The sequence below is a fragment of the Streptomyces sp. NPDC088766 genome, from assembly GCF_044750845.1.
Lineage (GTDB): Bacteria > Actinomycetota > Actinomycetes > Streptomycetales > Streptomycetaceae > Streptomyces.
Genome location: NZ_JBIVKQ010000001.1, coordinates 105345 through 119842 on the forward strand (window position 1 = coordinate 105345; position 14498 = coordinate 119842).

Consider the following 14498-nt stretch of genomic DNA (forward strand, 5'->3'; position numbering starts at 1 on the left):
CCCCCTGGTTACCATCACCGGCGGTTGGCGCCACGGCTCAGCCCACGCCGAGGTCCTGCTTGATGCGGTCGATCATGTCGAGCGACTCGGACTCGTCGAGTGCCAGCTGTGTGAGGTCCTGGTAGCACCTCTGGTACTGCTGGAGCAGCGTCTCGTCCTCGCCGCCCGTCATGCTGCCGGTGGCGTATTCCAGGTAGAGCAGATCCTTGTCGTCGGTGAAACCGAGCAGGACGAAGCTGCCGAAGGTGCTGTAGTGGGCCCCGGCGGTGAAAGGCAGCACCCGGATGGTCACATCGCTCCGGGCGCCGAAGTCCGTCAACTGCTGGAGCTGCTCCGCCAGGACCTCCTTTCCGCCGATCTCCCGCCGTACCGCTGCCTCGTCGAGGACGAACACCGAGTCGAGCCGCCCCGTGCCCTCGAACATCCGGGACTGCCGCTCCATCCTGAGATCGACCACACGCCTGATCTGGTCGGCGCTCAGGCCGCGGGGCGCAAGCAGCGCCTCCGCGTAGGCGCGGGTCTGCAGATGGCCGGGCACGACGATGGGGTGGTACGTGTGCAGACGGGACGCCGCGGTCTCGTACCCCAGATACTGCGCGAACTGCGGGTTGAGGGCGTCGTGGTAGCTGGACCACCAACTGTGGCCCTTGCTGCCCCGCGCGGCCTCCTCCAGCTCCGCCATCACCGCATGGCCGGTGATCCCGTAGACCTGCGCCAGGGCGCGCAGGTCGCTGACCGAGATGCTGACCGAGCCGGACTCGACCCGGATCAGTTTGGACAGGGACCACTCCACTTGCTCGGCGGCCTCACGCTGGGTGAGGCCGGCTTCCTCCCGCGCCTTGCGCAGCGCGATGCGCAGCTTGCGTCGATTGAGACTGGGATCAACAGAGGGTGTCATCGCCGCTCCTTCCGCGTGCACGTACCCCGGACTTCACCTGATATGCCCGGACAGCCTAGTGCAGTCTGCTCCGTTCATTACGGCAAGCGCAATCAGCTACTGTCTGAATGACATGAGCATGAAATGGCGGGGGAGCGGGAGCCGAACTGTCGCCGGTTCCTCCGGCGGACGTGTCGGCGGCCGGAAAAGACAGGGCCCCCACGCCGTGGGGGCCCTGTTCCGTGCGGCCGTCCTGCCGTCCTCCTCGATGTCAGTCGATCCGACGCTTGGGTTCCCTCCACGTCTCCCATCGGATCGTGCACACCCCCAGGAGGAGGCGCAGGTGGTGGAACACCGGCACGCGCCCGTTCTGTCGTCGCAGCGCGTTCCGGTGGTCCATCATCTCTTCCAGGCGCCATGCGTCGTCCTTGGGCAGGAGCACCCCGACGAGACGCATCCTGGCCCCGACCCTGTTCTCCCTCCGGCCGGGGGCGGCGGTGCGGCGCAGCGCCGAAAGGCCGACGAACAGTTTGCCCACGCGGGTGAAGAAGCCGCTCAAGGGCGAGGGCAGTGAACCGATCAGCTTGTCCGCCATGTCCGACGACGCCTTTCCCCCGCGCTTCAGGAGCAGCGCCAGTAGTGCGAGCAGTGTCGCCGAGGCCGACAGGAGGACGACGGCGAGAGCGGTGATCATGGATGTGGAGTCCGATCAGTCCGTGACGGGATGGGCCGCGGTGGTGGTCGCTGTCGAGCTGTTGCTGCTGTAGGCGCGGGCCAGCGCCAGTCGGGCCTGCTCGGCTCCGTCCTTGGTGAAGGTGTAGTACCGACGCCGAGGGCGTGGGGGGTCGGCGGCGGCGTGCTTGTCGGGGTCCTCCCAGGAGCTCTCCAGTATTCCCGCTCGCTCCAACCGGGCCAGGATGGGATGGATGGTTCCACTTCTCAGTCCCACCGCCTGGCCGACTGTCAGCCCGTACTGCGGCTGGGTCGGGTTCTGGAGCAGCTCCTTGAGGACCTGCTGGGTCTGCATGGTCATGCGGAGTCCACTCATACCGCTAACTCTACCTAACTCGTCCAATAGTTAGATAGAGGGCACTCCCTTCGGCGAGACTAGATCTACTTAGATTTTTCTCTACCTAGGTAGTGATGTACCGTGTGGTGGGGAACACGAGGAGAGGACTGCGACATGGCTGCACAGGAGCTGCACGACGACAGCGGCGGTGGGTCCGGTGAAGAGCCGCCGGCCTGGGACTTCCGGCTCGACCGCTCCGGACTGGTCGTCAAGGCGGGGCGGCACCTGCAGCTCCACGTCTCCCTGGCGCTGCTGCTGTGGCTGATCGCGGTCGTAGCCGGTCTGGGAGTCTCCCAGGGGGGATGGCCTCCCGTGCTGTAGACCTGCCGCAGCGACACCCATGACGCGAACGTGTGAGGGACCCCCGCCGAAAGCGGGGGTCCCTCACACGTCTGCACACGGCCGGCGAAGGGCCGATGACGCTGCTCCGGTTCGATCGCTTCCCGCAGGCCGTCGGGAACGGCGGGTGTCTCGCGGTCGGTGGAGGACCTCGGTTCAGTCAGCCGCGGGCTCCGACCGCAACCCCTTCACGAACAACCCGTCCAGCACCTCCCACTCCGTCGCCCGGTCCACCACCTCCACCGCCCGCCCGTCCAGCGGATGCAGGACACCGGGCGCGGTCCTGTCCGCCGGTGGACGAGCTCGGCCGTGCGGGCCCGCCGCCTCCTGTGCGGTGAAGGCCTGGGCCGGGCCGTCGACTCAGGCCGTCACGACGGTGATGGTCAGCAATGCGGTGCCGTGCGGGGTTGGCCCCCCGTCTTGGAGGAGGCCGACGGGAAACCACTCGGAAACCCTCCCGAGCCGATCGATGGAGACGTACGCTCGCCCGGGGGTTCCGCCGTGATCACCGAGCCCGGTGGGGTGCGGGGGAACGAGGAGGGGAACGGAGAAGGCCGGGCAGGGCCCGCCCGGACGCGCCGGGGAGCGCGTTGACGCCGCGCGCGGCGGTCCGGGCCGCGTCGCACCCGGCCGGGGGAGGGACATGAACCGCTGGGTCGGCATCGTGGCGCTGCGGGACACCGCGCCGCCGACACCCGTGCACAGGATCGCGCTCGCCATCGAGGCCGCGCGCAAGCGCACGTCGTACAGCCTGGGCGGACAGAAGGTGTCCTACGCCCGGATGCGGGCCGCCCTGCGCAGGATCGGCCAGGGGTACGCGGCCCGCTCCGAGTGGGACCGGTGGTCGTACTGCGTCGACCTGGCCGGAGAGTTCTTCGACGGCGGTGAGCCGTTGGGCGGGCTGCCCCGCTGGCTCACCGACGACCTCCGCGTCACGCTCGACCACGACAGGACGGCCCCCGACGGCAGGCGCGCCCGCAGGCGGAAGCCGGAGGCCGCCCGCTCCGGCAGCCGACCGCACCGACCGGCGCACCGGAAGGCCGCACCCGCCCGGCCGGCCCCGCCCCGCAGGTCCCACGCGAGCCCCCGGCCGCAGCCCGCGCCCGTCGAGCCGTACGTCCGCGTCGTCCGGCGACTCGAACGCCGGGACGTCACCCACCCGGCACTGCCGGAGCCGCCCGCCCTGCTGGTCGGCACCTTCGGCGACACGGTCCGCACCGCGGTGGCGCAGGCCGTCGGAGGGTGGGACGCGGGACCCGGGACCACCGCGTGGCTCGGGCTCGCCGCCTCGCACCGCAGCCACCTCTACGAGAGCGGACTCGCCGAGACGACCGTCACCCCCTTCGTGCTGGGCATGCTCGACCGGCTGGGCCGCAGCACGGCCGGCGTGATCCTCCTCGACGCGTACACCGAGGCGCACCGGCCCGAGAAGGTCGGCGTCCAGTCCACCGAACACAACCGGCGCCGGACGGCCTCCCGGCACGCGCTCGGCCGGTGGGCGGCCGAGCACGGTCTCGTCCGCATGGGGGCGGGCGAGGCGCAGCGGCCCGCGCCCTCGGTCGCGGAGGCCGTCGCCTTCCAGATCCTCGGCGTGCTGAGCCTCCTCGACGCCCACGACATCGCGAAGCGGCTGGTCGAGGCCGTCTGCACCGACCTGGACCGGCCCGCCGACGACATCGGCGGCGCGGACCCCACCACCGAGGCACAGATCGTCTTCGCCAAGGACGACCTGACCTACGACTTCACCGAGGAGGGCCCCGAACACGGCAAGACCTTCCTGGCCACGGCCCGCACCCGCACCGGCCGCACCGCCCGGGGAACCGGCCCGAACAAGAAGGTGGCACGGGCTGCCGCCGCCCGTGCCCTGCTGACCGCCCACGCGCGGAGCGCCGGGAAGTCCGGCGGCGGACGGGCCGCGGACATGGCCGTCGCGCGGCCCGCCCCGGCGCCGCAGCCGTACCTGACCCCGTCCTTGCGGCACAAGGACGCCCTCGCCGATCTGAAGACCATGTTCGACCTGGGCGGCGGCCGGGTCGACGGGCTGCTCGCCCAGGCCCTCACCCACTCCTCCCACGTCTACGAGAACCGGGCCGCCGCGGCCGCCGTCCACCAGCGTGACAACCAGCTCCTCGCACACCACGGCTCCGTGATCCTCGACCACCTGGCCACACACGCCCGAGTCCGTCGCGTCCTGGCCCACGGACTCGTACCGGACGAGGACGACTCCCGCGTCCACACCCCCGCCAACGAGGACACCGCCCGGCTCGGCGACGAACTCGCCCTCGCACAAGGCCTCATGGCGGGCCGAGGGGCGGGCCTCCAACGGGAGACCATGGTCGCCGACGCCGCCCAGGCCGTCACGGCCGTCGCCTGGCGCATCCACGGGGCACGGCTGCTGCACCGCAGGCCCGCCGCCCTCGACGACTGGCTCACCGGGCTCCAGCACCACCACGACCCGATCACCGTGCTGACGTACACGGCGAGCACGTTCGGGATGACCCTTTCCTTCGAGCACGAGCGCTCCGGCCCCGACCACCTCCAGACCTACACGTCGACCCTCGTGCTGCGCGACGCGCGAGGCCGCGTCCACCGGTGGGCCGTGCCCCCGGACGGGCCCTGTTCCAAGACCGAGGCCGACCGCGCGACCGCCCGGGACGTCCTGGACCTCCTCACCGCGCCGGCCGACGACCTCCTCGACACCCTCACCGGCGAGGAACGCGACCTGCTGAGTCACCTCCTCCGCGCCCAGATCGACGGCCTCGGGCAGACGAACGAACGGCAGCGCGCCCGCATGCTCGGCAGGGGCGATCTCGGCACGGACCTCCTCGCCACCGGGGACACCGAGGCCTTCCAGGCCTGGGCCGAACGCGTCCGCACCCTGCTCGGCCCGGACGGCGAGACCGTGCCCGACCCCCTGCGCGACCTGTACCGGCAGACCGTTGCCGACACCCGCCGCGGCCCTCGCTCCCTCCTCCGCCGCATGGCCGCCGACCAGGGCACGGACACCGCGAGCGTCCTCCGGCGGCACGCCGCCGGCGCCGTGCGGCGTGCCCTGGACACCGGGCCCTGGCAGAAGTCCGTCCGCGACATCGTCCAGGACTGGTGGCGTGACCAGGCACCCGACACCGGCGTCACCGTCCGCGACCTGATGCGCCGGGAGGCCTTCACGCCGCTGCGCGTACAGCTCGGCGCACTGCACGAGACGCTGAAGTGGTGCGGCGAGGCGGCCGAAGCGGCCGGTACCCCGGTCGACGTCGAACTCACCGTCCAGGACGGCACGCTGCACGTCTGGATCGGACTGCACAGCGTCGACGTCAGGGCCGCCTGCGACGACCTCGCCCAACTCCTGTCCCGCACCCTGCCGTACACCGACTGCCTCGTCGACGACGACCACGTACTGCTCCGGCTGCACGGTCGACCTGACCCGCGCGGTCTTTCCGCTCTGGCAGCGGCGGGGCTCGACGCCTACCTCGGAGAGGGGGACGCGGGACGGCCGACCGAAACCGCCTGACCCGGATCCGTCCGACCGAACTCCGACCGAACAAGGAAGAGAGAACCGATCCTCCATGTCCCCTCGTCCCCCCTCTCCCTCCACCGACTCCGACCCCGGCGACTGGGCGGTCCCGTACCAGCCCGCCGACTTCACCGACTTCGACCCGGCGTCCGTGACATGGCGGGGGAAGACACCGGACCCCGCCCTGGTGGACGCCGTACGCAGGCTGGTCCGGGGGGAGGGGCCGATCCACCGGGAAGTGCTCCGCCTCCACCTCGGCGAGGTGCTCTACCAGCCCAGGCTGACCGCGGCGAAGAAGCGCCTCGTCGACGCGGCCGAGGCCGTGCTGACCGACGACGGAGACATCGTGGAGGCGAACGACTTCCTCGACGTTCCCGACCGGCCCTGCACGCAGGCACGCCGGCCACTGCCCGGTCTCGCCCGCCGTCCGGTCGAGCACGTCGCCCCGGCCGAGCGACGGCGAGCACTCCTGGGACTCGTCGAGGACCGGCCGCGTGCCCTCAGCGCCGAGCAGGCCGTTGCCGAGGCAGCCGTCTTCTTCGGCTGGTCCCCGAGGAGCGGCAGCGCGCCGGGGCGGCTGATGGCCGACCTGTACCGACTCCGCGACACCGGCGCCCTCACCGGCTGGCCCGACAAGCTGGAACCCGTGGGCTGAACCACCACCGGCCCGCGCCGGACCGATTCCACAACCGGCACGCCGTGGGCACGAGTGATTCCTCGACTCCGACCAGACCTCCTCGGACCAAGATGCTGACATGTGATTCGCTCATGCCAAGCGAACATTCGATTGTCGGCGTGACGTTTCCTCCGCACAACGTCCACGCCTAGGCCAGGATGCGAGCCGGGAAGGACCCGCGGGAGATCAACGGCAGCTGCCCCTTCGGCCCGGAGATCCTGAGCTGCCTGCCCTGGTGAGCCGCGACCTTCACGGTCGAGGAGGTGGAAGCGGTGAGGGAAATGAGCTGTGACAGCTCGTCCCGGGTGATCCCCGTGACTACTTCGGTGCCGCAGACCAGAACGGCGAAGACCAGGGGCGCCGGTTCGGAGCCGATTCTCCTCTTGTCCTCGCCGGAGAAGGTGAAGAAGTAGTCCCCGGGGCCGTTGCCGTCGTTGTACTTGATGAACAGGTGCCGGTCGTGGTTCACCACGTAGTGGCCGTACTTCACGCTGGCACGGTTGAGCGCGGTGAACTTCTCGGAATCGGCGATCGCCACCAGTGCGGCGCCGTGCATGAAATCTTTGTGATCAATCACTGTTGTCCCCCTTCGGCCGACCATGGATCGACGAGCGATCACCAGAACGGACGCGTTCGCGCGGAAGTCAGTTCTGCAGATGTGCCGGGACGATCTCACGGACCAGTCGCCACATCCCGCTCGACGGGTTCCTCTTGTGCTCCTCGCCCGGCTTCGCCAGTGCCCGTGCCCGTTCCACGGCCTGCGGCCACGTCTCCCGGTAGAGGTCGAAGGTGAACCTGCCCGCGGCCTTGCTGTAACCGTGGTGGTGGGGGAGGAGGTGCCGCTCGGCCTGCCGGAAGCCGTCGACGGGGGCGCTGTGGGTACGGAAGTGGAGCAGCAGCCACAGCTCGAAGCACGGGTTCGACAGGGCGATGTCGACGTGCTCGGCACGGGCCAGCCGCAGCGCCTCGTCCAGGTGAGCGAAATCGTCCACGTCGAGGACGCACCACGTGTGGTCGTAATGATCACGGGCCCGGGCGCGTTCACCGGTCGCGTGCCGGACCACGGACACCGGGTCCTGCGGACAGACCTTGACCCGTACATCGACGGCACGGTTGTCGATCGCCCTCAAAAGCCCCTTGACGTACATCGGTTCGGTGTTCCTAGCCCCGCATACCACCAGGATCGTCGGCAGTGCGTCCCGGTACGCCGGTCTGCGACGCAGCGTGGACTCACGCCGTGGACTCCTCCGGCCGTCCTGCTTCGGATCCCTCGCCACCCGTCTCCCCCCGCCTGACGATCGCCAGAGTGAACGCGTCGTCGACCATGGGCACCGCGCCGTAGCTCCCGCTCAGATAGCGCCGTTCCCGGTTCTCGTCCTGGCGCGGCCGGAAGTCGGACAGCGGATACAACGAGCTCTCCCCGAACTCGTTCTTCGCCACGAACCAGATCTGGTCCCGCTTCAGGATGTCCTCGCCGGCCCTGCGGCCCAGCAGACTCACGTCATGGCTGGTGAACAGCAGCTGGGCGCCGTGCGGGTTGTGCTCGGGGTCTTGGAAGAGACCGACGAGGAAGGCGCTGAGCCGCGGGTGCAGACTGCTGCCCAACTCGTCCACGACCAGGGTGCCGCCACGCTGGGCCACCCCCTCCAGCGTGAACGCATACTCCACCAGCGCCTGCGTACCGGCTGACTCCGCGTCCAGCGGCACCTCGAACGGGCCGTTCCTGCCGGTGTGCCTGAGAAGCAGCTCATGGCGTTTCCGCCGGTATGTCCTCGGCATGTCGAAGAGCGCCTCCGTCTCGACACTCCGGGAGGCTGACCGCGGGGAGTACAGCTCCTCCTCGACCGTCTCCACGCGGAAGTCCTCGATCCCGAGGTCCGCGACACGCAGCAGGTCCCGCAGGTGGGTCGGCTCTCCCCGTTGGTCCAGCCGACGCACGAGGTTCTTGAGCGTCAGCGAACGGTGCATCGGACCGTTCGTCAGATGGCCACCGAACACCAGGTCGCTGCGGAACCACTGGTACACCGGGTGGACCACGTCCGTGGCCGTCTTCAACCGAGCGGCTACGGACAGGAACAGCCCATTGCGAGCCGTCACGTCGGCGACCGTGTGCAGTTCCTTGGGGCGATCCTGCGAACTGCCGACACGGAAGTCGTCCCCGTTCCGCTCGAACACCACCCGTTTACGCCCCTCCGGGTAGGCGTACAGCCATTCGCCGACGACGTGCTCGTCGTCCACCTCGAAGCCGTAGACGTACCTGGTCCCCCGCACGAGGAGGTCGGCGACGTACCAGGAGGAGCCGGATTCCCGGACGTCCGAGAGGAAGGGCTGCCTGTTCACCCCTTCGCCGTCCTCCGCCAGGAGGTGCGACCGGGTCACCATCTCCGCCATGTAGCGCAGCGCGTCGACGACATTGGACTTGCCGGCTGCGTTCGAGCCGAAGATCCCCGCGACCGGTACCGCCTCCCACGCGGTGCCCGGCGGCCGATCCCCTTCGTACACCGGTTGGAGCTGCCACTCCAACTCGTCACGGATCGAACGGTGATTGGCCACCCTGAAGTTCAAAAGCATGAACACCCCCCTCAAGGCCAGTTTCACCGATTTTCCTGCAAGTGAATCGCCGATAAAGGGACTTGGCAAGCAGAACTGGACAGTCAGGAGGGAGGACAAGCCTTACGGGTGTGCCTTCAGGCGCGCGCGGGCTCCGACCGCAACCCCTTCACGAACAACCCGTCCAGCACCTCCCACTCCGTCGCCCGGTCCACCACCTCCACCGTCCGCCCGTCCAGCGTGGGCGTGGCGCGCGGGTCCTCCACCGGCAGCAGCAGCCACAGCCCGTGCGGGGTGTCGGCGGGGCGCCGCGCCGACTGCTGGAGCGCCGCCAGCAGCTCCCGGCCCCCGGCCTCCCAGTACCGCGCGACCAGACCGGCCTCGTGGACCAGCAGGACGGAACGCGGACCGGAACCCTCCGCCAGTTCCACCACCCGCTGCCGCACCCGCTCGGCCGCCAGCCGGGTGTACGAGGCGAGCGCCGCGCCCATCGCGCCGGTCGCCGCGTACTTGGCGTCCGCCTTGAGCAGCGCCTGCCAGCGCACGCCCTGTTCCTCGGCCAGCTCCTTCAGCGCGTCCAGGAACATCGTGTTCAACGGCACTGCCGTGGTGCCGTACCGCTCCGTCAGAGATCCTGCGACACCTGGCAGTTCCGCCCCCTTCAAGGTCAGCGCCAGGAAACCGCCGTGGCGGCGAGCCTCCGTCAGTCGCACGGACAGCACTTCACGCGGATCCCGGCCCTCGGCGATCCTGCCCTGGGCCGCCGCGTAGAGGGAACTCGTGCTGGTGAGCACCGAGGAGGACACACCCGCGCGACTGCGCGTACCGTCCTGGGCCTGCGGGAGGAAACGACGCCTGGCGTGGTCGAAGACCAGGGGGAACCCGGACTCGACCAGCGCCTCCGCCAGCTCCACGTACGTCGTCTCGTCCAGCACCGCCAGGCCGGGGAACCTGGCCCGGACCCGGGACAGCAGGTCGGCCGTGGTGATCCCGGTGTCGGGGCGTACGCCCGCCGGGGCCTGGGAGATACGCAGGGCTCGGGCCAGCCCGAGGGCGAGGGGAAACAGTTCCAGCCGGGGGGATACGGCCACGCCGCCCGCCATGGAGGCGGCCAGTTCCACCAGCCTGGTGTCGGCGAGCGGGGGCATGCCCTCCGGAACCGGTACGGCACGCAGCTCCCGCAGCACGGTGGCACGGCCGGGCAGCGGATCACGTCCGGCCAGGTCCGCGGCCCGCTCGCCCAACTCGGCTGCGTAGTCGGACAGTTCCGCGGGTGTCGGGTCGTCGGCCCCCGGCTGGTCCTCCAGTGCGACGACCACCCGCCCGCCACGACGCTGCACCGCGAACCGCGCGGACGCCTCGCCCGGACCGGAGCTCTGCGCGTCGGACTCCTCGTCGTCCCGCTTGCGGATCTCCGTCTCGACGGCGGCCCGCACCACGGCCAGCGCCTTGGCCTGCGCCTCGACGGGATCACCGGCGCCCGCGCCGTGCCGGGCACGCAGCTCGGACGCCAGTTCCTCCGCCGTGGACACCCGGTCCCGGTCGGCCAGGATCGCCACCAGCTCGTCCCGCACCCGCGCGAGCCACGGCAGCTCCGCCCACTGCTCCACCGCCGCCTGCTGGTTGCCGGACACCGTCGGCTGACTGACCCCCAGCGCCTTCGCGATCTGACTCTGCGCCGGCCACGGCTCCAGCGCCTCACCCGCCTCCAGCACACCCGGGAGCTGCAACGTCGCGCGGACCACGTCGGAACGCGGCCGGGTACGGCGCCTGCCCTCCGGCGGCGTGAGGCGCGCGGCCAGCGTGTCGACCGACTCCAGCGCCTCTTCCGGCGCGTCCGGCTCCAGAGCCACCGGCTTCTTCACGCCGGCGCGGCGGCGCAGGGCTTGTGTCCACTGGCGGTGGCGGCGGTTCAGCTCCTTGCGGATCGCGTTGCCGGCGCCGCGGGCCCGGGAGATGTGGTGGGGAGGGATGTCCAGAAGCTGCTCGACCGTGTGGGCCTTCAGGCTCTCGGCGACCGACACGGCACGAGGGGACAGACCGGCCGCCGCGAGAGGCGTCCTCAGCCCGGCGGCCTCGGCCGCCTGCTCACGGGCGTCCTCCAGGTCCTCCGTGCTGATGCCGACCGTGGCCGGAGTCGTCGCGGGGCGGGCCGCGTCGGCCCTGCGGAAGACCTGCCGCCACGCCTCCTGCACCTGCCGCAGGCTGTCGTACCGCTGCTCCACGTCCCGGTGCAGCGCCCGCTCGAAGAACTCCTTCAGGCCTTCACTGAGCGCCTGCGGGAACAGTTCCGCCGACACGTGCAGCGCCGCGTCGGCGACCATGCGCGGATCACCCTGGCCGTCCCCCCACACGGGCCGTTCGCCGGAGGCCATCTCGTGCAGGGTGACGGCTGCGGCGTACCACTCGGCGTGGTCGTCGTAACGCGAGCGCCCCGCGCTCCCCAGGAACGGGTCGAGGTATCCGCGCGTGCCCGCGTGCAGGTCCTGGTCCGGGGCGTCGGCCAGGGAGAAGTCGAACAGCATGAGCTGCCAGGAACCGTCACCGCGCTTGAACAGCCCGAGGTTGTCCGGCTTGATGTCGCGGTGCCGCACCCCGCGCGCCGCGAGGGAGTCCAGAGCGAGGAACAGGTCGTTGCCGAACCGCTCCAGCTGGTCGTACCCCAGCGGACCCTGGTCGCGCAGCCGGGAGCCGAGACTCACCGGCTCACGGTCGTCCTCCGCGCGGTAACCACCCGCGTACTCGATCTCCAGGACGGTGTGCCCCGCCAGCTCGCGCGGCTCGGCGAGCAGCTTCACGATCTGCCCACCGCCCACCTCCTTCAGCGCCTTCGCCTCCGCGAGCAGCCGCGCGTCCTTCTCCTGGTCCAGAGCGACCTTGAAGACCCGGAGGGAGTTCTCGCCGTCCTCCGCGGCGGTACGGCGGACCAGCAGCGCACGGGCGGTGGCACCTGTCCCCAGAACCCGCAGGACGGTCCATTCACCGTCCAGCGGCTGCCCCGGCTGCACGGTCAGGGGATCGGCGGCAGGACCGCCCGACGGCTGCGGAACCGCGGCGTCCGCCTCGGCCGCGGCCAGCAGCTCCAGGAACTCGTCCACGGACGCCGGGCGGTCCCGGACATCGGCGGCGGTGGCACGGAAGACCAGGTGGTCCAGGGCGGCCGAGACGGAGTCGGAGACGGCGTACGGATGGAGCCCTTTGTCACTCTGGAGCCGCTCCAGCAGCGCGCTGCGACGGTCCGCCGGCGGGCGGCCCGTGAGCAGCAGATACGTGAGGGAGCCGAGGCCGAACACGTCCAGGTCCACCGGATCGGCGAACTCCTGATCCGTCTCCGGTGCCAGATAGACCTGCGCCGTGTCCGCGATGAGCCCCGCGTCCAGCGGAGTGTCACCGAGCGAGCGGTGCAGCGTCGTCTCGAAGTCGCGGGCCGCGGTCTGCCAGTCGGCGATCCGCAGGACCGGCTCGCTGCCGTCCTCCCGCGCGGAGACATAGACCGACCGGGCGGCCAGCGCACGGTGGTAGAGGGACCGGTTGTGGGCGTACCGCACCGCCTCGGCGAGCTGCCGCACCAGATCGAGGCGCAACACGGGGGTGAGCTGCCCGCCGTACGCGTCGAGGTAGGCATCCAGCCGCAGGTCCGACTCGCGGTGCCGGAACAGGATCGCCGGTCCGCCCTGGTGCTCGCGGATCTGCACCGCCTGCACGATCCCGCGGTGGTTGACGCCCTGGAGCACCTGGTACTCGCGGCGGGCCGCCCGCTCGACCTTCGAGCGCTGCTCGTCGGAGGCCGCCGCCCCGGCCAGGTATATGCGCACCCGGCCGCTCTCCTGGACCAGCTGGTCGTCGCGCACCGCCAGCCGGTCCTCCCAGCCGGGGCCCGCGTCGAGAGCACGGGGTTCGAGCTTCCAGTCGTCCCCGAAGCGCAGATGCGCGGTGGAGTGGCTGATGCCGATCCTCTGCATCAGCTGTTCCAGCCGCTGGCTGATCAACGGGGTGATGCGCCAGCTCTCCCGCTCCGGCGGGCGGCCCAGCAAGTCGTCCCAGATCCTCGGCAGACCGCTCGCACCGTCGTTGAGGCCGTACACCGAGGTGCGTTGGAACTCGTCCAGCTGACTCACGAGTCCCGGGTCGTGCAGGAACACCGCGGGCTTGATGAACGGAACCTGCCGAGGGTCCATCCCCGACGCCCGAGCCGCCCGCTCCAACTGGCCCTTCAGCTCTTTGGCCTTGAGGTCGGTCAGATACAAGGGGTTGCGGATCGTGCGCACGCGGTCCCCGTGGAACTGCCACGTGTCGCCGTGGTTCACCACCCGGCCGGGGTGCCCCTTCAACTCCAGCAGATAGAGGCCACCGGGCACGGCGATCAGTACGTCGCACTCGTTGATCCGGCCCGAAGCCCCGGTGAACTGAAACGTCGCCCAGGCCCGGTTCGGCTCGGTCGCCGGCATGAGCCCACGAAGGTGGTCCAGTCCCTCCTGCTCCCAGCGGAACCCGGATCGCCGGGGCTGGAACCAACGCTCCCGCGGAGCGAGGGCTGTCGGCTTGGGGACAGCGGGCACCGAGCACCTCCGAGACGGCACTGACACAGAGGAGGGAATCCTGATGCCGAACCGTCCGGGCCTCCTCCGAGGGCAGGCGGAAATCCTAGTCGCCCCCTACGACAGTCGACCCGTGCCCTCTCGACGCGGGACGGCGGAGGGCCCCGTCCCCCGCCGGGCGGGGCACGGAACCCTCGACTGACCCTCGCGGGCTACTCCCCGAGTACCCCCAGCTGTCGCATCAGACCCACGCGGTCGTACTGCCACCAGCCCTCGCAGATCATGCCGTCCCGGAAGCGCTGCCAGGTCGTGCCGGTCATGCCGACGTCCTGCCCGGTGGCGGGCATGCCCAGGAAGTCGCCCTTGTGCCGGGCGGTCCAGGTCCAGCGGGTGCACACCCGGTCGCCCTCGGCGATCTGGTCGTCGACCCGGAAGGAGAAGTCGAAGGCCCGCCGCCAGCCCGCGAACTCCTCGCGCGCCGCTCGCAATCCCTTGTCCTGCGGACTGGAGGGGTCGTGGTCCACATAGTCGTCGGTCATCCGGTCGAACGTGTGGTCGATGCCGATCGTCCCGGCCCGCTCGAACCACTCCCGCGCCGTCGCGCGGTTCAGCTGCTCGTCGCGCACCACTTCCAGGTCGGTGAAGGTCGGCATCCCGTCACAGAGCGCGACCATGTCGTCGAAGATCTTCTCGGTCTCCGGCAGGCCCGAGTTCCGCATCGCCTCCTCGTACGACGGGAACTCCACGATCTCGACGAAGTGCGACGCGTCCGACCGGTCCTTCCCGACCATCGCGTGCGTCGCCGTCCGCTTCCCCTTGGTCTGTTCGACCCATGTGTCCATCAGCCGGTTCATCTCGTCGAACCGGCTCGTCCTGCAATCGATGAGCTGTACGAAGGTCATCGCGTCGCCTCCGGCCCCCCTGGGTCAGGCCCT

At 70.5% G+C, this 14498-nt stretch carries 11 protein-coding genes; 3 read left to right on the forward strand and 8 right to left on the reverse strand.

All coding sequences use genetic code 11. The features are described 5' to 3' along the window. Positions 1 to 37: 37 nt before the first annotated feature. The 3 genes from ACIP5W_RS00515 to ACIP5W_RS00525 form a co-directional block, all read right to left on the reverse strand. Positions 38 to 898, reverse strand: coding sequence for a helix-turn-helix domain-containing protein (locus ACIP5W_RS00515; RefSeq protein WP_401464476.1), 861 nt, complete (start codon positions 896 to 898; stop codon positions 38 to 40). A 250-nt stretch (positions 899 to 1148) separates the two neighbouring features. Then, a complete protein-coding gene (locus tag ACIP5W_RS00520; protein WP_401464479.1) occupies positions 1149 to 1571 on the reverse strand; it encodes a hypothetical protein in 423 nt (140 codons plus the stop codon). 15 nt (positions 1572 to 1586) lie between these two features. Next, a complete protein-coding gene (locus ACIP5W_RS00525) occupies positions 1587 to 1925 on the reverse strand; it encodes a PadR family transcriptional regulator (RefSeq protein WP_401464482.1) in 339 nt (112 codons plus the stop codon). A gap of 135 nt (positions 1926 to 2060) precedes the next feature. Between ACIP5W_RS00525 and ACIP5W_RS00530 the strand changes: the two genes are divergently transcribed. The 3 genes from ACIP5W_RS00530 to ACIP5W_RS00540 all read left to right on the forward strand — a co-directional run bounded on the left by ACIP5W_RS00530 (position 2061) and on the right by ACIP5W_RS00540 (position 6454). Beyond that, positions 2061 to 2267, forward strand: coding sequence for a hypothetical protein (locus tag ACIP5W_RS00530; RefSeq protein ID WP_401464485.1), 207 nt, complete (start codon positions 2061 to 2063; stop codon positions 2265 to 2267). A gap of 661 nt (positions 2268 to 2928) precedes the next feature. Next, positions 2929 to 5796 (forward strand): putative dsRNA-binding protein, encoded by a 2868-nt coding sequence (locus ACIP5W_RS00535; protein WP_401464488.1) that lies wholly within the window; start codon positions 2929 to 2931, stop codon positions 5794 to 5796. A gap of 55 nt (positions 5797 to 5851) precedes the next feature. Next, a complete protein-coding gene (locus tag ACIP5W_RS00540) occupies positions 5852 to 6454 on the forward strand; it encodes a hypothetical protein (protein WP_401464491.1) in 603 nt (200 codons plus the stop codon). A gap of 169 nt (positions 6455 to 6623) precedes the next feature. Here the strand turns inward: ACIP5W_RS00540 and ACIP5W_RS00545 are convergent, their stop codons facing one another. The 5 genes from ACIP5W_RS00545 to ACIP5W_RS00565 all read right to left on the reverse strand — a co-directional run bounded on the left by ACIP5W_RS00545 (position 6624) and on the right by ACIP5W_RS00565 (position 14465). Continuing rightward, positions 6624 to 7031, reverse strand: a complete 408-nt coding sequence (locus ACIP5W_RS00545; protein ID WP_401464494.1) for a hypothetical protein — start codon at positions 7029 to 7031, stop codon at positions 6624 to 6626. Between the two features lie 88 nt (positions 7032 to 7119). Further along, complete coding sequence (locus ACIP5W_RS00550; RefSeq protein ID WP_401464497.1) at positions 7120 to 7752, reverse strand: RloB family protein; 633 nt, start codon at positions 7750 to 7752, stop codon at positions 7120 to 7122. Then, entirely contained in the window at positions 7706 to 9028 is a 1323-nt protein-coding gene (locus tag ACIP5W_RS00555) for an ATP/GTP-binding protein (RefSeq protein WP_401464500.1), read from the reverse strand. The genes ACIP5W_RS00550 and ACIP5W_RS00555 overlap by 47 nt, the downstream gene beginning before the upstream one ends. A gap of 134 nt (positions 9029 to 9162) precedes the next feature. Next, positions 9163 to 13611 (reverse strand): BREX system serine/threonine kinase PglW, encoded by a 4449-nt coding sequence (gene pglW, locus ACIP5W_RS00560; RefSeq protein WP_401464502.1) that lies wholly within the window; start codon positions 13609 to 13611, stop codon positions 9163 to 9165. 164 nt (positions 13612 to 13775) lie between these two features. Continuing rightward, positions 13776 to 14465 (reverse strand): ester cyclase, encoded by a 690-nt coding sequence (locus ACIP5W_RS00565; protein ID WP_401464505.1) that lies wholly within the window; start codon positions 14463 to 14465, stop codon positions 13776 to 13778. Positions 14466 to 14498: the final 33 nt, after the last annotated feature.

Coding starts and splice junctions, on each gene's coding strand:
- ACIP5W_RS00545 (WP_401464494.1), bottom strand. CDS start 7,031: ATGCACGGCGCCGCACTGGTGGCGATCGCCGATTCCGAGAAGTTCACC.
- ACIP5W_RS00525 (WP_401464482.1), bottom strand. CDS start 1,925: ATGAGTGGACTCCGCATGACCATGCAGACCCAGCAGGTCCTCAAGGAG.
- ACIP5W_RS00565 (WP_401464505.1), bottom strand. CDS start 14,465: ATGACCTTCGTACAGCTCATCGATTGCAGGACGAGCCGGTTCGACGAG.
- ACIP5W_RS00530 (WP_401464485.1), top strand. CDS start 2,061: ATGGCTGCACAGGAGCTGCACGACGACAGCGGCGGTGGGTCCGGTGAA.
- ACIP5W_RS00520 (WP_401464479.1), bottom strand. CDS start 1,571: ATGATCACCGCTCTCGCCGTCGTCCTCCTGTCGGCCTCGGCGACACTG.
- ACIP5W_RS00540 (WP_401464491.1), top strand. CDS start 5,852: ATGTCCCCTCGTCCCCCCTCTCCCTCCACCGACTCCGACCCCGGCGAC.
- ACIP5W_RS00535 (WP_401464488.1), top strand. CDS start 2,929: ATGAACCGCTGGGTCGGCATCGTGGCGCTGCGGGACACCGCGCCGCCG.
- ACIP5W_RS00515 (WP_401464476.1), bottom strand. CDS start 898: ATGACACCCTCTGTTGATCCCAGTCTCAATCGACGCAAGCTGCGCATC.